Source organism: Thiomicrorhabdus sp. 6S3-12 (assembly GCF_017571475.1).
Taxonomy (GTDB): Bacteria; Pseudomonadota; Gammaproteobacteria; order Thiomicrospirales; family Thiomicrospiraceae; genus Thiomicrorhabdus.
Genome location: NZ_JAGETW010000011.1, coordinates 31,294 through 48,882 on the forward strand (window position 1 = coordinate 31,294; position 17,589 = coordinate 48,882).

A 17,589-nucleotide genomic window follows, 5' to 3' on the forward strand; every position below is an offset into this window, starting at 1 on the left:
AAATCCATGGGCCATCTTATTGAGTTGGATCGCGGTTCTGTTCTGGCTGGAATTTGCCTTCCTGGAAAAAGAACTGGTTGAAAAGATTTTTGCCGGTCATGCCCTGATTATCGATCTTTTGGTCGGCCTGCCTCTGGTTCTGGCAATGGCGATTATGATTTACGCTCTGGTCTATTGGGGAATTAAGGTTGCGTTGATCTATCTTAAACCTTCGTGGATTGTACATATCGAGCCAACCGAAGAGGAACTCAGCCGACAGAATCAGTTGGTTGAAGAAGCGGAAACGGAATTCGGCGAGGGTTATTGGAACCCCGACGATAAGGGTGCCGCGGATAACAACCATAAAAAAAACACTTCCAAAGAGTCTTCACAGTGAAGCCTTTTTAATGTTCGATTGAGATCGCTCCCTTGCCTGCATCTTTTTTTTCTATTTCGTCGCCGCGTTTCCGCCAAGAGTCGAAGATACTGCTCAAGCTTGCTTTTCCAATCCTTCTTGCACAACTTGCATTAACCGCTTTAGGTGTCGTTGATACCTTGATGTCAGGGTGGTCGGGAACAAATGATCTGGCGGCGATCGGCCTTGGATCAAGCATTATGTTACCGGTTTTTATTTTCGGCACAGGAGTGTTGCTGGCAATTACGCCTCTGGTCGCAAAGGCCTTCGGACGACATGACAATGAATCGGTTTCCGTATTTCTCGCTCAGGGCGTTGTGCTTGCCTTGCCGATCGGGCTTTTGAGCGCATTTATATTGAATAATATGCAGCCGGTGCTGGATCTCCTTGAATTAAACAGTGAAGTTTATCGCCTTACCGACGAATATCTGCGCTATATCGCCTGGGGCCTGCCGGCAATCGCTTTCTATCAAGCGTTAAGATTCTACTGGGAAGGACTTGGGCAAACCTTGCCAACCATGTGGATCAGCTTTGTAGCTTTAATCTGCAATATCCCTCTGAACGCTCTTTTTATCTATGGCGGCTTCGGAATCGACCCTATGGGCGCAGCTGGCTGCGGTGTGGCCAGCGCGATAGTGATGTGGCTGATGCTGGCTGCCGGCTTGGTTTACGTATACCGCAATCCGAATACCTGCCAACATATAAACTGGTCGCACCTATTGCCTAAGCACTGGAAGCAAGGCGGAATGCCGGCTTTGAAAATCGGAATCCCGAATGCGATGGCCTTACTGTTCGAAGTAAGCCTGTTTACATTGATTGCACTGTTTGTCGCACCTCTGGGAGCAACGGTACTGGCCGGACAACAGATCGCGATCAGCGTGACCTCAATGGCATTTATGCTGCCGTTAAGCCTGAGTATGGCTTTAACGGTGCGGATTGGTCAGGAATACGGCAGGGGGGATTTGAATCGCCTGCGGCAAGTTATGCAGGTCGGCTATTTTTATGCATTGATGATGGGCGCTTTCCTGGCGTTAAATACCTACTTCTTTCGACATGAACTGATCGGTTTGTACACCGAAGATCCCGCCGTGATTACGGTCACGATTACTTTGCTTATATTAGCGGCTATCTATCAGATATTTGATTCGGTTCAAGTCTCTACGGCGGGCATCCTGCGAGGTTTTCACGATACTAAAGTGACTATGTGGGTTACCTTTGTCAGCTATTGGCTAATCGGGATCGGGTTGGGGTATGTGCTGAGCTTCACCAATTGGATCACAAATCCCCAGGGGGTTGTCGGGTTCTGGCTCGGGATCTGTCTGGGATTGGCTGTCGCGGCTGTGTTACTTGTCTGGCGGCTTCGATATCAGCTGCCTTTTCTGTATACCGAAATGCAGTTGTCGCATGTGGTTACAAAAGGAGATTACGATTAATGGATCAAGAACTGTGTCCATGTGGTTCGGGTAAAGCGTATCGGGAGTGCTGCGGCGTTTTTCATAGCGGACTAGCCATGCCGGAAACGGCGGAAGCGCTAATGCGTTCGCGCTACAGCGCCTTTGTTACAAGGAATGAGGAGTATCTGCTGGCAACATGGGACGAATCAACACGCCCGGAAAAAGTCGATTTCGAACAAGATTTACAATGGACGCAATTGAATATCAATGGGCGTAAAAAAGGCCGTAAAAGAGATCAGGAAGGATGGGTGACCTTTGTTGCGCATTACCGTCTGCAAGCACAAAATTCACTTTTGAATCCACAGCCTCCGCAGGAGGGAACCTTGCATGAAACCAGCTATTTTACGCGTGACCAGAGTGGTCACTGGCGGTATGTCGACGGTGAGATCAAATAAAATTACCGTTCTTCTTTATTTCTGAATACTCGATACAACCACCACATCAGCAGGCCGACCACAAGAACGGAGACGCCTAACAGCGCCAGGGTAATCAAAAGTGCGTCGCCGACACTCTGCATATCAGGCATGTGCGCAAATCTCCTTGGTTAAGATATATCTTTTTCACGCAAAGCATTCTACAATAATTTCACAATTATGCTCAGGGAATGATGAAGTTTAACTATGGCTAATACCATTTCAGAATTGGAAGCTGAACGCGCCAAGATCCTAGAAGAGATTGAAAACAAGGCGAAATCCATGTCCTCCTCGGAAAGTTCGGAACACTCACTGCAAGATTGGCTTAAGGCCGCCAGCGAGGTCGTTCCGGAAAGTGCTCTGCAGGCGGAACGCAATGTCACTGAGACGCCGCGCGAACGAGACGAAGCAGCGAGTAATCCGTATGCTTTTTCCGAACCTCAGCCGAGCGCGCAAATCGCCTCTAAGCGTTTGAATACCGATCCTTATATGCGTGCCAGCGATGAATTAAACAGCAGTGTTAAGGATCCCGCTCCGGAAGATGATTTGGAGAGTGTTCGTCTTTCTCTGCGCAGTGCCGGCGCATCGTCGCAAACTTCTACGCCACCTAATGCATCAGGCTTTAGCGATTCAGCACGCCCGCAAACGCCAAGTAATTCTGGAGAAAAGCCTTCCAACCGTTCCATGGTTGCCGGTGTCGCTATCAGTTTAACCCTTTTGCTCACTACGCTTGGCGTGGTTGTAGTTGGTTACAACAGCGTACATAAAGAGCTTTTGGCGGTAAGTGACAGTAACGATAAAAACCTGGCTAAGATCGAAGACCTTCAATCACAGTTAAAACAGCTACCGCTCAGTGCGGAAGCCAGCCTGAGTACTGCCAGCGACAACCAGGAAAAAATCCGCTCGCTGCAAAACCAACTGGTGACACTTGAGTCTCAGATTACTCAACTCAAAACTCAGTTGAAGCAATACCAGACCGACAAGGACGTACAATCGGAAGAGCTGTCTGCTTCTGAAAACGGCATCACCGAAAAACTAACTGAAGTGGTGCAAAAGCTGCAGAAGCTGGAAAGCAGTCAGCTTGGTGCGGATGGCAAAAAGCCTTTTATCAAGCCTTTCCAGACACCGGTCAAAGTGGCTGTCGGTGACGATGCTATAGCACAACCGATTGCGCCGACCGAACCGAGTATTTCCGAGCCGATTGCTGATCAGCAGCTGATTTCGCTGGTCGAAAAGCAGGCAGCCGATGCAGCAAAAGTAAAAACACCGGTCGAACCCAAGAAAAACTATACCGCTGATGTTAAATGGCTGATGCAACAGCCCGCTGAACATTACATTCTGCAACTGGCCAGTATGTATGACGAAAAATCTCTGCAGCGGATGATCAAAGACAGAGAAATTAAAGATGCCAAAATCATTCCTCAAGAGCGAAACGGCAAGCTTGGTTATGTGTTGGTAACCGGCTCTTTTGCTGATCGCAACGAAGTGGATGCACTGTCTCGTACAATTAAGAAAGAGACGGGGATCTCGCCATGGCGTAGAAAAGTCGGTGACCTGGTCAAGCGAATCGATTAAAGGGCTGAATTGACAAAATACTTTTACTAGACCGGTTTCTTTTGAAAGAAGCCGGTTTTTTTATGTATTTTTATTTATCGCTGAAGGATCGGAATGTATCGGTGCCATTTAGCAAAAGCGTGATTTGTCCCATCCCTGTAGAGAAAGCTGATTAAGCCAGTTTGTGTATTGGCAGCAGAATTTTGAAGCTGACGCCACTAAGGTTTTGGCCCTTATAGATAAACTGGCTGTTATCGGCGCTGACCGAGCCTTGATGGAAATCCACGATCAGTTTAACAATGTGCAATCCCAGGCCCAGATGTGCTTGCCCCTGGTTCAGGGTACGCATTGAGGTCATGCCGTCGAAAATCTGTTTTTCATGCCCTTTAGGAAGCGGCGGGCCACTGTTTTCGACGCGGATTTCAATCTGACTGCCGATTTTAGCGGCGCGGATCTGTATCGGCATCTTACCGTCTGAAAAATCATTGGCATTGCTCAGCAGTTTATCCATCATCTGTTCGATCATAAATCCGTCGCCAAGTAGCTGGACATTATCATCCAGCTTCAGATCGGAATTGATTTGATAATCCGGATGCAGGACCACTATATTATCGATATAGTGGCGCAGCATCAGACCGAGCGGAAATGTCTCCGGCTGCTGGCTGTGCAGGCTGTCTTCAATACTGGTAGCTTCGGAAAGCGAAGCGATAATCTGTTTCAACTGCGTCAGAGCGTGTTTGGCATAATCGAGTTGATGGTGTTCGGTTTCTTTTTCAAGCAGTGTCAAAGCCATGGAAAGCCGGTTTAACGGATTATGCAATTCATGACGCAGGGTTTTCGGTAATTGCTTGAGATATCGCTCGTAGGAACCCAGCTGTTTGAGCATCTCATAGATGTGATGCCGCAGATCGGAGAGTTCATCCTGATAAACGCGGCTCTGACGGTCGGGGAAATCGAGTTGCGTCAATCGTCCTTTGAGATCAAAAGTTTTCTTAACATCATCATCCAAGCGTATGATTCTATTAGATAAAGAAGCAGTATGAATGATGGCTCCGACAATGACGATAAAGAATATCGCCGCGCCTATACCAATGAGTCGATAGAAATAATTCAGACTTTCACTAAATAGCGTCTCCATCCTTTGTTCCAAAACCAGAGAACCGATAATGCGGTTTTGAACCATAAGCGGTGTAGCAGACATCAGGGAAACCGGGTTGCCGTCATTGTCCATTCGATACTGTTGTAACGTCTGGCCGTTCAACGAATGGCGGATCAGAGTAATTTCCGGTTGCGGACTCTGCGGGTAAGGATAGGGTAAAGAATAGGGAATAAAGGTCGCCAGAGTTTTGATCAGCAGTTTACCGGTCGTAGTAAAAAAACCGGTATCCGGATTTTCTTCCTTATCGGGTAATTTTCCGACCACATAGGTCGTCTGGCCATACTCGTTGACGACCCATAAAACGGAATTATTTAAATTAAGATGGGAAAGTCGAGTTGGTTTTCCCGACTGAATCTGCAACGCCCAGAGATCGGTCCGGTTTTCCAGGATGAGCGCTAGATTCTCTACGGTTTGCTGCTGCACAATTGCCTGATTGTTGAGCATGATACGGTGCAGATCAATCGCGAAACGATAGGCCAGAAAAGGCAGTATCGTCAGCAGCAGTAACAGGATGAAAAGACGGTCTCGAATCGAAAGACGGTAGTTTTTCTGGATAAAACGAAACATTAAAAAGCGTTTGTCCTGTTACGTGCTTAAAATCGGCGGACTCTTAATGAGTCGACCGTCGGTTAGTCGCTGGTTTCCTGTTGCCAGGAGTAGCCACGACCGTACTCATTCTGAATCAGATTGAATTCCGGAGTAATTTTCTTAAAGGCGTTACGGATACGACAGATATGCGTATTAATCGTATTCCGCTCGACTACCCCTTGAGTAGACTGTTGCAGCGCGTCATAAGTGACCACGTTACCTTCACCGGCCGTCGCAAACTGGCGCAGCATTTCGAATTCCGTAGCAGTTAAATCCAATGGTTTACCATGCCAGTATGCCTTGAACTGGCTTGAAGACAACTCCAGTTCCTTGATTTTAGATTTGTCGGCATCCTGTTCATCGGTTTTGCTGGAGCTGGTAATGCGCAGCAGGTTTTTAACCTTGACGATCAGAACATTCAGGCTGATTGGCTTTGGCAAGTAATCAATTGCGCCCAAGGCGTGGCCGGTGTAGATGTCGAATTCCGACTGACGTTCCGAGAGGAAAATGATTGGAATAGGCTGGTTGTAACTCAGTAAGTGTTTGGCCAGGTCAAAACCGCCGTCCATTTCCGAGCCGAGAATAATGTCGGAAATAACCAGATCCGGCAGTTGTTTGGCAAAGGCGGCTTCGGCGCTCGGTCGATCGGAAAACGCCTCGACTACAAATCCTTGTTGTTCAAGCGCGGAGACCAGTGTTTCCAGTTGTATCGGATCGTCTTCAATAATCGCAATACGATATTCGGTGTTTTGCATAAGCGATTCCTTTCTTTCTATGACTTCACTCAATAAAAAACGGCTTATATATTTCTATATAAGCCGCATTATCTCTGATTTATTCGACGTGATGGAAGTCCAGAAGCTGCATATTCATAATTAATCCAGCATCTTGAATCGGCAGTACGATCGCATCTTCGCCGGAATCGTTATGGTGTGAGTGCCACCAGCCCGGAGGCGTAACGAAAACGGAACCCGGAGTCCACATCGCTTTGATCGGATCTTTGATCGAGCCGTCTTCATTCAGCTCTTGACCAAGCAGGGTATAGGTATCCGGTCCTGCAGAAACCACAAAATCCAGTGCGATTGAGTTGTGGCGATGTGGTTTTTGGGTCACATTTCCAGGAAGGACGTTATACAGCGCCCACAGAGTATGGGTGATAGTCATGGTGAGCGGGAAATTCGGGTTTGACAGCAAAATACCGGTACGGTTACGACCTGCGGCAACTTTGCGGACATCTTCAAGCTCTTTATTCAGTCGTTCTTTAGTATACAGAACCGGCTCGAAGCGTTCCTTATTCGGCTTGGCACCAAGATAGTCGATAATCGGTGAATCATGCACCCAGTAAATAGCCGTATCTTCATCGGCACTGTGCAGAGCGTCCGGAACGGCAGGAAGAGTGAACAGGTCACCTTCTTTCCACTCCATCGTGCCGTGTTTCATCTGCGTACGTCCCTTACCGCGGATAACGTAAAACAGCTGCGAACTTGCGCTGGCTTCGGTTTTCAAAGTGTCGCCGGCACAAATACGCAAATAGTTAGCCAGCAAATTCGGTGTTGTAGCCGGGTACGGAGTCTGTAGTTTTTCAGACTGGTCAAACGAAATAATACGGGTTTCACCTTCCTGATGCAGTGCACTCGGATAGTGCACGATATCGATTTTTGGCATAGGTGGGTTAACTGCCGACATATATTCCTTAACTTCAGCCTGACGTTCCCATTTTTGCTGGGCGGCTTCCTGAATTTGTTCAACCTTGTGTTGTTGCATGTCTGATCACCTTTTAAACGTTTTCGTTTGTGAACGGGTTAAATGAAAATTATTCTAATTATAAATTGATATCGGGGTTATTACTATCGAACGGGCGAGAATGTAAGCGGATTTTCGTTTATGGTTACAATAACGCACGCTTATGAAACGCTGATAAACCTTGACCTTTTTAATTTTCAGAGGCCAAGGCTGTCAGGTTTTGAGATTAAAACTTGTATTTATTGAGACGTTTGCGTTCGCTTGATGATGGGATATTCATGGCTTCGCGATATTTTGCAATTGTGCGGCGCGCTACCGAAATCTCTTTTTCTTCTTCAAGAATCTTCATCAGCTTGCTGTCACTGAGCGGTTTTTTCGGATCTTCCTCGTCAATCAGCTGTTTGATATGCGCTTTAATAGCCGTTGCTGACTGATCTGCACTGCCGTACTGGCTGACGCCGGTCGAGAAGAAATATTTAAGCTCAAAGGTGCCGCGAGGCGTTTGAATATATTTTTGGTTGGTGGCACGCGAAATGGTGGATTCGTGTAAATCAAGATGCTCGGCAACCTCTCTGAGAACCAAAGGTTTCATCGCCTGTTCACCTTCTTCGAAAAAGCTTTGCTGACGGTCGACAATAAAGGTTCCGACACGTAATAGCGTTTCGCCGCGGTTCTGGATACTTTTAATCAGGCCTTTGGCTTCGTTGACCTGGTCCTTGATGCGCTTGTTCTGATCCGAGTCGTCCAACTCGCTGGCCAGTTTCAGGTAAGTCGAATTCACACTTAAGCGCGGGAATGCATCCTGATTCAATTCGACTACCCAGCCGTTTTTCAAGCGTTTCAGACGCAGATCGGGAATAACTACTTCGGATTGCGTTGGCGAAAAGTCACGACCAGGGCGCGGGTTCAAGCTTTGAATAAGGCGTAAAAGTGTGTTGAGCTCCTCGTCATTCAGACCGTACACCTTTTTAATGCGCTTATGGTCATGGAACGTGAGCCAATCGAAGTTTTCTTCGATCAGCTTTTGCGCCGTGACAACATAAGGGGTCTGCGGAAAGCCGGCCAACTGCAACAGCAGTGATTCCTGCAGGTTACGCGCGGCCACGCCATTAGGTTCAAACTGCTGCACCTGCTTAAGTGTCGCTTCCAGCTCTTCTAAGGAATACAGCGGATGCTCGTCGTCGGTTTCGTTGTCATTAATGGTTGCCAACAACGAATCCAGGTCGCTGCCGAGAAAGCCTTCATCGTTAATGTCGTCGATTATGTAGCTGGCGAGTACCGTCTGACGCTCGTCAAACGGGGCAACGTCCAACTGCCATTGCAGATGGTCGTGTAGCGTGGTTTCGGCACTGGTATAGTTTTCTGCTGCTGTGCTTTCGGCACTGTCGCTACCGGCAGAAGAGGAGGTGTGGTCGGAAAAGACTTCGTCCCATTGCATATCCAGTTCGATATTGTCATCGATCTGGTTGTCATGTTCGATATCCAGAGGCTGCTCTTCTTTGGTCAGCTCCTCCTCGTTGCTGCTATCCTTTTCTTCTTCCTTGCGCGTATCATTTTCATCGGAGCCGATTTCTTCTTCATCCACCTCCAGCATAAAGTTGGTTTCCAGCATCGTATCGATCGTCTGCTGGACTTCCATTGCTGAGTATTGCAGGATTTTAATGGATTGCTGTAACTGTGGCGTCAGCTTTAACTGCTGACCGATGTTGAGCTGCAAGCCGGGCATTAGCGCCATAAGGAGACCTTCTTGTTTTTGTATCTATGAGCAAATCAATTGAATTAGTAATAACCGCTAATCTGGATATAATAAACGCCAATTGGGTTTCACTGCCGTCATGCTGAGTCAACGCGGAAACCATTCCAGTTTCCTAATGTAAACTTTAGAAGATTTTTACAATCTCTTTAAAATCTAACTTAATTAGAAACTGGTTTAATTTGTGCTTTTCTCCAAAAGCTTAAAACAAATTCTACCTTAAACAACAGAAAATTGCCTAAGGGAAACACAATTTCAATTGAAGATTTTCGTTCCAGTGTCAAAATTGGACGAAGCACCATTTTGTTAGCCGCTAAATGGTGAACAAAACGCTTATATCGGACGAGGAGTAAAAATGTCGATTAAAGAGGACGCACTAAGTATTGTTAACGGCCTGCCTGACGGGGCGACTTGGGAAGATTTGGTCAAAGAACTTTATCACCAAAAGAAGATCACTTTGGGCATGAGCGATACAGAAATTGTTCAGGATGAACTGACTGAAGCAGATTTGAACGCCATTATCGCAAGACTTAAGTCTGCGAGCTCTTTACCGGATGATATGCGCAACACCAAGACATATAAGCCGGGCAATGCAACGACGCTAGGTATGGTGGCCGGTGTAACTGCGATTGTATTCAGTCTGGTTTTCCCGCCGATTGCTTGGATTGGCGCGGGCGTCGCCTTTATCGCCGGTGTTTTCGGTTCAATGCGTAAAGAAGAGAAATCCTGGGTGCCGATCCTGCTGGCCTTGGTTTCGATGATTCCGCTTATCAGTATTCTGATGCAACACGTCCAATAAAAGCAGTCTATCTTCAGACCGGGCACTTCACTGACCCGGTCTAGCGTCATTTCCGCATTCACCGTTAATGCGTTTCCGTTAATTCTTCTGAACCATTTGTTTTCATCGAATGTGTTCGACACTTTGCCTTCATTTAACTTATCTGAACCAGTGCCTTAAATTGATGGCAAATTAAATTACGCCAAATCAACTAAAGTTCATCTTGAACTTTTGCAAATGCCGTCTTTTCGGTACTAATACAAAAACCGGCAAGACTGAATGCTTAAACTTTCACCGCCAACTTTACCGACTATCGCGTTAAGTGAGCGTGTGATTTTTGTATAGCAGCGAGCACCATTTGGAGACGGTATGAAGTTTTTTAAAGACAGGCATAATGAGGTTTTTGTAATTTCCGTCGGTCAAGAATACCTGATCAAAGCTGACTGGGTTGAAATTACCGAATCCGAGAGGGAGCTGATTTTGAATGCTTCTTCGGAGTTGACTGAAGAGCGGATTGAGCAGATCAAAGCCCGTCTGGATATGATCGATTTCGAATCGATTCGCCCCCTGAGAGCACTGATGACGCAAACGGCAGATCTGTTTGACCATAAAAAGTTGGCTGCGCTGAATGAGGAACGCCGCAAACTGGTCCAAGAAATGGAACGCAAACACCGCAACTGAGCGAATCTATCCGCCGGCAGCGCCTGTTGATTGCTCACAGGATACTTGCCGCGGAAATCCGCAATTGAACGTTGGTCCGCCCCATAAACGTATTCAGCGCTGGCTGGTAAGCGCATTCGATCCAATCCCCGCTGTCAAAAGGCAGTGGTTCTCCTGCATGGTTCAAGGCATTGAAATAAATAGCGCTGAAGCGTTGCCGGTCTTCACTGAGCACTTTCATCGACAAATGCGTACGGCTTTGCCCGACCGCCTTTATTTCGTCAACGATAAACTGTCCGGAAAACACCGGCTTCGGCCATTCGCGCCCAAATGGTTCGAGCTGGGAAATTTCAGTGATCAGTTGCGGTTGCAGTTGCCAGCTGCTTAAAGGCCCATCGGATTCAATGATCGGATAGGGGGCTTGCGGTAACTGGCGCTGTACAGCCTGCTCGAAAAGATCGCAAAACTGTTCATAACGTTCAATCGGTATCATGCAACCGGCCGCACCTTTATGTCCGCCCATTGATTTAAATAAAGCAGTTTCCTGTTCTGACATCCATTGGAAAGCGGCACGCAGGTCCATTTCTGGTACGACACCGCGACCGCTTCCCGCCAGAAAACCGTCCTGAAGATCCGTCATGGCAACGGTCGGCACACCGTATTTTTCGCCGATACGCGAAGCGATGATTCCCTGGATTCCGGCATTCCCCTGCATTTTAATGGCCAGACTGTAGCGTTGAGGATGGTAGATCTTAGCTGCCAGTTCACGAGCTTGCTGCAACATCTCCTCTTGCTGGGCTCGACGGTTCTGATTATCTTCGTCAAGCTGCTGCAAATAAAAAGAGGCGCGTTCAACCGTGGGTGCTGTCAAAAAATGATAGGCGGTAGTGACATCGCTGACACGACTGGCGGCATTGATACGGGTTGCAACCTGAAAACCGAGAAACTCAGCATCATAAGCCTGTTTCTGATTGTCGTTCAACAGGCGCATAGCCTGCCAGGCCGGAGTATTAAACTGGTTGATCTGCATTAGACCGGTGCGCACGATGGCCCGATTGTTCGGGCTTTTAAGACTGACGCTGTCGGCAACCGTACCGAGGGCAACATTCGACGCCAACGCTTTGAGGGACGGGGCGTCCTGATTCAGATATCCGGTTTTGATTAATTCCTGACGAACCTGGGCCATAACCAGAAAAATAACAAAGCAGCCGGCGATGGTTTTGTCGTATTGACAGCCTTCCTGTTGCGGATTGACCGTACAAACCGCACTGGCAGGCGCGCCTTCCACCGGCATATGGTGGTGATCGGTTACGCAGACCGGAATATTATGTTCCGCCAGGCGACGGATTCTAGGCTCGTCACTAGATCCCTGGTCGGCGGAAATCACCAGTTCAATCGGCTTATTAATGGCTAAAATCCGCTCGACAACTTCATCAGTGATACCATATCCGGCTGAACGTTCGCCGATAATATGTTCGACTCTATCTTCGGCAACGCCGAAAAATTCGATCAGGGCTGTTTTAGCGACCCAGGCTGAAGTGACACCGTCGGTATCGTAATCCGTGGCCAATACGATTTGTCCGTCACCCAGTATTGCTTCGGCGATCAGTCGCGCAGCGCTCTCGGCATTCTTGAGCTGGCTTGGCGGTTGCAGGTTTTTTAGTTGCGGTTGAACAATGGCTTGTAACTGTCCGGCATCGTCCAAACGGTTGGCGACAAGTTTCGCCTGCAGGTCGGTCAGTCCCAGGCCTTTGGCACTGGAAAAAACTTCGGGATTGGTGTGGCGTTCGATAATTTTCGGCTTTTTAATCATAGCAAGGGATTGTACCAGAGATGACGGACAAAAAAGTGTCTGAGAACGATTTGAAAACACTGTATCTGCACGGCTTTCTTAGCTCTGGAAACAGCCATAAAGCTCAGTGGCTAAAAAAACGAAATGCTCTGAATTCGGTTCATCCTTTAGGGGAAATGTTTTGTCCGACTTATGAGCAGAAATCCCTGCAAGATGGTCTAAAGACCCTAGACGCACTGCTCGGGCAGTGGCGAAAACAAAATTACCGAATACGTTTGATAGGCTCTTCGCTTGGCGGTTATCTAGCACAGTATTATGCGCATAAATATGCCGTACCCTACATTATGATTAATCCGGCACTCAATCCGCTCAGTCTGTTTGACGATTATTTGGGCCGTCATACCAATCCCTATACGGGAGAAGTTATAGAGGTCAATGAAACTTTCTGCAAGGTGCTGGCAGATTTACAGATTGCGCATTTAAACCCGGAGATTCCAAGTCTGTTATTGGCGGATATGGAAGATGAGGTCGTGGATATTCCATTTGCGTATGAACGCTACAAGGAACAGCCGAAAGCGCGTAGTATTCTGTTTCCGGGAGGGGATCACGCCTTCCAACATCTGCCGGAGGCATGGGAAGAGATCAAACGATTTATGACCGAGACCGAAACAAAGTCTTTTTGTTGAACCAGCCCTTGGCATTAAACCCAAGTATCGAAAAGCTGGCCGATCAAGCCGTCTTCGGTCTTGATGACTTTTACCAGCGCTTCGATATCATTCTGCGCCATGCGATTGTCGATCAGGGCGTTGGCTGTATTATCGAAACTCTGCTGCGGCGCAACGATGGTTTGCGTATTCTCGTTAAGCCGCTCGAAGTTTTTCTGAATGCCGTTATAGGCAATATTGGCAAAGTTGCTGATCTGCATAATTCACCTCTGTAGGCTTAGGTCGCGTTGCGAATATAGGACGGGAGAGTATTCGGATTTTGCTCGTCTTTAACTGCATAAGGGTCGTGTTTTTTTATGCGATATTCGATAAAAACATCTCCCAAAGGATGCTCTCCGACGCGATCGATGCGAATTGCTACTTCATCATCCTGCCAGCTGTAACTCAAATAGGGATGAAATCCTCCCCAACCCTTACGCTGGATGAGCGCCGGGCCGAGCTCTTTACTTAACTCGCTGGCGACTCGCTGAGTATTTAAAAGCTGTCCGTTATTGTCTCTACGCGCCGAATAGGGGCGGTACAGACGTCTGAAACGGGTAACTTCCCCCAGGTCATTATAGTAAAAAGTCACGGAATAACTGTCTTCAAGACGTGTTTGCGTAAAGAATTTATCGATATTATGTTGCTGCAGACTGGATCTGGAAAACTTAAATCCGCCGATTTGCCACAGTTGCTGACGAACCTGTTTCTGTGTCAGCTTGGCGACTTCCAAACCAAGAAAGCGAACCTGTTTCGGGGGTAAGGGTTCGGCTGAATAAGAAGGCGTGGAAAAAAATAGCACTACAGAAACCAGTAAACTCCAGTGGGTTAGAGCTTTTATTTTCCGGTTTGCAGATTTAAAAACGGGGTGCAGCATTGTCTCTCTCGGCCATAACGTTCCTTTAAGAGGTTAACGGCAGGTTGAGGAATTGCTTAATCTGTTGCTGCGGAAATTCTTGACGCAGCTTTTGTGCATTTAACCAGATACAGGGCTCGTCATCCTGCGGTTTCTGCAGATAGCGGGATTGTTGCAACATGACCGCCGCGTCGGCATCGGAAGGGTTTTTATCGTCTTCGGTGCGCAGCCTGATCTGCTCGGCGAGAAAAACCGAATCCTGCTGCAAATCGGTATCGATATAGATTAGATAAACCGGTAATTGCAGCGTCTTGGCCAATTCATAAAAACGCTGCCGATGTTCTTTTTTTAGAAAGGTGGCATCGACAATCGTGTGCCAACCGGCCTGCAGCGAAGTTTGCGCATTTTCTTCAAGCGTTCGATATGTATTCCGGTTCATTGTCTGCGAGTAGAGACGTTGTTTTTGTTCGTCAGTCACCCGGTCAAGCGGTTCGATGCCGAACAGCGTTTTTCGGGTGCGATCGGAGTTGATGACAACTGCATCGATTAAGCGCAGCATCTGTTCTGCCAAATGGCTTTTTCCACTACCGGAGACACCTTGCAATAAAATCAGTTTAGGCTTGCACGGAATTTGCGAAAGGTCGTGCGCCAAGGTAACGTAATCATCCGCCAGAGCGCACAGCCGAGCTCGTTCCGAAGAACCGGAACGGAACTGTTCGGCACGGAGGTTAGTGATTTTAGAACGAACCATGGCACGATACACCATATAAAAGCGCAGTAATTGCAATCCCTGATAATCCTGTGTGCGCTGCAGGTAAATTGACAGAATCTGCCAGGCAAGGTGAGCCTGGCGACGCGATGCCAGATCCATTAACAGAAAAGCCAGATCACTGATACCGTCAATCCAGCGGAAACTGTCGCTAAACTCAATACCGTCGAACAGCACTGGCTGCTGGTTGATCAGGGCAATATTATCGAGATGCAGATCGCCGTGGCAGGCGCGAATTCGTCCTTGTGCTCTTCTCTGTATCAGCAAGGGAGTTTGTTCCTTGTGATGTTCCAACGTCCACTGGTAGAGATCCTGCAAATAAGGGTGCGATTCGAGATCGAAACAGGCTTCCAGCGCAATGAAATTATCGGTCATCGGCTTGAGGATGACTTCAGGTGTGCCGAGTTCACTATTCAGGTCTACCGACTCGGCGTTCAAGTGCAATTTGGCGATCTGCAAAGCCAGGCTGTCGAGTTGCTGGTGTGAAATCCGGATACAGTCTCCCTGACTGCCGAGTACGGCATTCGGGTCGAATTGCCGCATTTTAACCAGATATTCGACCGGCGACGTTTCGTTTGCCTGCATACTAACTTGCTTGCGTTCGGCATCCCAGTATATAGGAACCACGCCCAGATAAAGTTCCGGAGCGGTTCGCCGATTTAACTCAACTTCCAAAAGGCAGTATTTATGTCGGGCCTCAAGAGTGGAGAAGTCCAGAAAACCAAAATCGACCGGTTTCTTTAACTTATAGGCGTAATCGCCGGTCAAAAAAACGACGGAAATATGCGTCTCTATTGTCGTAATGACTTCAACCGAATGTGGATACAGTGTTGGATCACTTAAGTCGCTTACCAGTGCTTCAAGAGAATGTGTAAATTCGGGGCGCAAGGTCGATTTTCGGTTTGGCATGGATTAAGACTCTGTTCCGGTAATCCTGAATAATGGAGAAGGAGCACATGAAATATCAGCTTATTAGTTTAACCATTGAGCTCGAAAAGGATCAGGTTTTCTGAACATTCAATCCCCAAACAATATTTATCGCTGAATAGAAATGCGGAAATAAAAAACGCGCCTTAAGGCGCGTTATTAAACAGAGAGTTGCTGTCAGGCAACGCCCTGTTTTTCTCGGATCTCTTGCTTACGCTTCATTTCTACCGTCAGAGTCGCGGTAGGGCGGGCTTCCATTCGGGCCAGGCCGATTTCTTCACCGCTCATCTTGCAGTATCCGTATTCACCGTTTTCGATATCTTTTAGTGATTTATCGATCTTGGCGATCAGTTTACGCTCACGATCACGGGTACGAAGTTCCAGAGCGAATTCTTCTTCCATTGAAGCGCGATCGTTAGGATCTGCTGGCGTTGACGAGTCTGCTTTAAGGTGACTCACTGTGCTGTTGGCTTCTTCTAATAGTTGGTCTTTCCAAGCCAATAGTTTGTTCTTGAAGTGCTCAAGCATTTCAGGGCTCATATATTCCTCACCTTTTTTTGGCTCGTAAGGTGGGTAGTTTTCAATGAAATCCACTCGAGTTTCCATGGTCCTTCTCCTTCCTAGTACTCTTTCTGTGTACTTTTATTATTGAGTTAAGTTGTTTTGTTATTGAGTACCATCTCTGATGATTAAACGACATTTTATATCAACTTTGTTGAAGCGCCACAAGCAAAAAATTCAATCTTTTTTGTATGAGATTTCAATTACAAACCCAAGATATGGCGATTTTTCCTTGAAATTCTTAGTCTTATCCGTAAGAATTCAGCACTTGAATTAATTACAAGAAACAGAAGTGAGAGAAATATGGCTGAGTTAAAGGCTTTGTTATTCGATGTCGATGGTACTCTGGCGGATACCGAGCGTGATGGGCACCGTCCCGCTTTTAACATGGCTTTTGAAGCCGCGGGCTTGGACTGGAACTGGGATGAAGCGCTCTACGGCGAGCTGCTGGCCGTTACCGGTGGTAAAGAGCGTATCAAATACTACTTGGAAAAATTCAATACAGAATTCGAAAAACCGGAAAACTTTGATGAATTCGTTAAAGGGCTGCACGCGTCCAAAACCGAATTTTATAACCAGCTGATGGCTGAAGGGCGCATCCCGCTTCGTCCGGGCGTTGAACGTCTGATTAACGAAGCTCGTGATAAAAATATGCGTATGGCGGTTGTGACCACTACTACGCCTTCAAATGTTACCGCGCTTTTGACCAATACTCTGGGTGCAGACTCAGAAAGCTGGTTCGAAGTCATTGCGGCCGGCGACATCGTTCCAGCGAAGAAACCGGCTCCGGATATCTATGACTGGGCAATGGAACAGATGGATCTAAAACCGGAAGAATGTATTGCGTTTGAAGATTCTGAAAACGGAATTAAATCCTCAATCGCCGCTAAGGTTAAAACCATTATTACCATTAACGGCTACACGCAAAACGATGATTTCAGTGCAGCGGATCTGGTTCTGGATCATATGGGTGAGCCGGGACAGAGCTTTAAGGTTCTACAGGGTGATAGCCACGGCCATGATTACCTTGATCTGGAACTGGTCAAGAAAATTCATCAAGCCTGATTTAAGCCGACAGCAGTTTTGTTTACTGCATAAAAAAGCCGGGATTATCCCGGCTTTTTTGTTTTCGGTTTGGTCAGCCGTTATTTGACACTCAAAGGCTGACTTGCAAACTCGATGCCGGCCCAGCCGTACTGCATGAAATTACGAATATTCTGGTGATCATCGCCTTGCGGATTCTGCAGCACATCTTTGGTGTAGAAATCCCCGAAAAGATTTAAGGTGGTCTGCTCATCCAAGTCATTCAGTTGAGCAAAGGCAAAAAGCTTACAGGAACCATTGTTGGTATCTGCAGCGTTGGTGGTTTGTCCGTTTTTGAATTCGGTTGGCACGAAAATGTAGTTATCATCAATAACCTGCATGGTTCTGCTGAATTCGACCGGTGCGTTTTTCGCCGCGCTAATCAATCCATTAATAGTCAT

19 protein-coding genes are annotated in these 17,589 nt (G+C 47.2%); 8 read left to right on the forward strand and 11 right to left on the reverse strand.

Going from position 1 to position 17,589, the window contains the following annotated elements; all coding sequences use genetic code 11:
* The first annotated feature begins 19 nt into the window (after positions 1 to 19).
* From J3999_RS11520 to J3999_RS11530, 3 genes are read left to right on the forward strand one after another with little or no spacing between them, the layout of a single operon-like run.
* Positions 20 to 376 (forward strand): hypothetical protein, encoded by a 357-nt coding sequence (locus J3999_RS11520; protein WP_208128033.1) that lies wholly within the window; start codon positions 20 to 22, stop codon positions 374 to 376.
* 32 nt (positions 377 to 408) lie between these two features.
* The gene (locus J3999_RS11525) at positions 409 to 1,827 is read left to right on the forward strand and encodes an MATE family efflux transporter (RefSeq protein WP_243755476.1); all 1,419 of its coding nucleotides are present in this window, start codon (positions 409 to 411) and stop codon (positions 1,825 to 1,827) included.
* A complete protein-coding gene (locus J3999_RS11530; protein WP_208128034.1) occupies positions 1,827 to 2,243 on the forward strand; it encodes a YchJ family protein in 417 nt (138 codons plus the stop codon). Before J3999_RS11525 ends, J3999_RS11530 begins: the two co-directional genes overlap by 1 nt.
* A gap of 2 nt (positions 2,244 to 2,245) precedes the next feature.
* Here J3999_RS11530 and J3999_RS11985 read toward each other — a convergent pair whose 3' ends face one another.
* Positions 2,246 to 2,374 (reverse strand): hypothetical protein, encoded by a 129-nt coding sequence (locus tag J3999_RS11985; protein WP_256438123.1) that lies wholly within the window; start codon positions 2,372 to 2,374, stop codon positions 2,246 to 2,248.
* A gap of 94 nt (positions 2,375 to 2,468) precedes the next feature.
* On the opposite strand from J3999_RS11985, the gene J3999_RS11535 reads away from it, so the two are divergent.
* Positions 2,469 to 3,836: an SPOR domain-containing protein gene (locus tag J3999_RS11535; protein WP_208128035.1), complete on the forward strand. Its 1,368-nt coding sequence runs from the start codon at positions 2,469 to 2,471 to the stop codon at positions 3,834 to 3,836.
* Between the two features lie 151 nt (positions 3,837 to 3,987).
* Here the strand turns inward: J3999_RS11535 and J3999_RS11540 are convergent, their stop codons facing one another.
* From J3999_RS11540 to J3999_RS11555, 4 genes are all read right to left on the reverse strand, one after another.
* Positions 3,988 to 5,541, reverse strand: a complete 1,554-nt coding sequence (locus tag J3999_RS11540; protein ID WP_208128036.1) for an ATP-binding protein — start codon at positions 5,539 to 5,541, stop codon at positions 3,988 to 3,990.
* Between the two features lie 62 nt (positions 5,542 to 5,603).
* On the reverse strand, positions 5,604 to 6,317 hold the full coding sequence (locus tag J3999_RS11545; RefSeq protein WP_208128037.1) for a response regulator transcription factor: 714 nt from the start codon (positions 6,315 to 6,317) through the stop codon (positions 5,604 to 5,606).
* Positions 6,318 to 6,396: 79 nt separating this feature from the next.
* Entirely contained in the window at positions 6,397 to 7,326 is a 930-nt protein-coding gene (locus tag J3999_RS11550) for a hypothetical protein (RefSeq protein ID WP_208128038.1), read from the reverse strand.
* Positions 7,327 to 7,531: 205 nt separating this feature from the next.
* A complete protein-coding gene (locus J3999_RS11555; RefSeq protein WP_208128039.1) occupies positions 7,532 to 9,040 on the reverse strand; it encodes an RNA polymerase factor sigma-54 in 1,509 nt (502 codons plus the stop codon).
* Between the two features lie 373 nt (positions 9,041 to 9,413).
* Here J3999_RS11555 and J3999_RS11560 point away from each other — a divergent pair, with 373 nt between their 5' ends.
* Both J3999_RS11560 and J3999_RS11565 read left to right on the forward strand, forming a co-directional pair.
* Positions 9,414 to 9,857, forward strand: coding sequence for a hypothetical protein (locus J3999_RS11560; protein WP_208128040.1), 444 nt, complete (start codon positions 9,414 to 9,416; stop codon positions 9,855 to 9,857).
* A 348-nt stretch (positions 9,858 to 10,205) separates the two neighbouring features.
* Positions 10,206 to 10,517, forward strand: a complete 312-nt coding sequence (locus J3999_RS11565; protein WP_208128041.1) for a hypothetical protein — start codon at positions 10,206 to 10,208, stop codon at positions 10,515 to 10,517.
* A gap of 34 nt (positions 10,518 to 10,551) precedes the next feature.
* Here J3999_RS11565 and J3999_RS11570 read toward each other — a convergent pair whose 3' ends face one another.
* Entirely contained in the window at positions 10,552 to 12,309 is a 1,758-nt protein-coding gene (locus J3999_RS11570) for a DHH family phosphoesterase (RefSeq protein WP_208128042.1), read from the reverse strand.
* 35 nt (positions 12,310 to 12,344) lie between these two features.
* On the opposite strand from J3999_RS11570, the gene J3999_RS11575 reads away from it, so the two are divergent.
* Positions 12,345 to 12,974 (forward strand): YqiA/YcfP family alpha/beta fold hydrolase, encoded by a 630-nt coding sequence (locus J3999_RS11575; RefSeq protein ID WP_208128043.1) that lies wholly within the window; start codon positions 12,345 to 12,347, stop codon positions 12,972 to 12,974.
* A 14-nt stretch (positions 12,975 to 12,988) separates the two neighbouring features.
* Here the strand turns inward: J3999_RS11575 and J3999_RS11580 are convergent, their stop codons facing one another.
* The 4 genes from J3999_RS11580 to dksA form a co-directional block, all read right to left on the reverse strand.
* Positions 12,989 to 13,213, reverse strand: a complete 225-nt coding sequence (locus J3999_RS11580) for a hypothetical protein (RefSeq protein ID WP_208128044.1) — start codon at positions 13,211 to 13,213, stop codon at positions 12,989 to 12,991.
* A gap of 17 nt (positions 13,214 to 13,230) precedes the next feature.
* Positions 13,231 to 13,794, reverse strand: a complete 564-nt coding sequence (locus J3999_RS11585) for a hypothetical protein (protein WP_208128045.1) — start codon at positions 13,792 to 13,794, stop codon at positions 13,231 to 13,233.
* Positions 13,795 to 13,894: 100 nt separating this feature from the next.
* A complete protein-coding gene (locus J3999_RS11590) occupies positions 13,895 to 15,526 on the reverse strand; it encodes a bifunctional aminoglycoside phosphotransferase/ATP-binding protein (protein ID WP_208128046.1) in 1,632 nt (543 codons plus the stop codon).
* A gap of 195 nt (positions 15,527 to 15,721) precedes the next feature.
* Complete coding sequence (gene dksA, locus J3999_RS11595; protein WP_173285050.1) at positions 15,722 to 16,150, reverse strand: RNA polymerase-binding protein DksA; 429 nt, start codon at positions 16,148 to 16,150, stop codon at positions 15,722 to 15,724.
* 258 nt (positions 16,151 to 16,408) lie between these two features.
* On the opposite strand from dksA, the gene J3999_RS11600 reads away from it, so the two are divergent.
* On the forward strand, positions 16,409 to 17,170 hold the full coding sequence (locus J3999_RS11600) for an HAD family hydrolase (protein ID WP_208128047.1): 762 nt from the start codon (positions 16,409 to 16,411) through the stop codon (positions 17,168 to 17,170).
* Positions 17,171 to 17,250: 80 nt separating this feature from the next.
* Here the strand turns inward: J3999_RS11600 and J3999_RS11605 are convergent, their stop codons facing one another.
* On the reverse strand, positions 17,251 to 17,589 hold the full coding sequence (locus J3999_RS11605) for a HopJ type III effector protein (protein ID WP_208128048.1): 339 nt from the start codon (positions 17,587 to 17,589) through the stop codon (positions 17,251 to 17,253).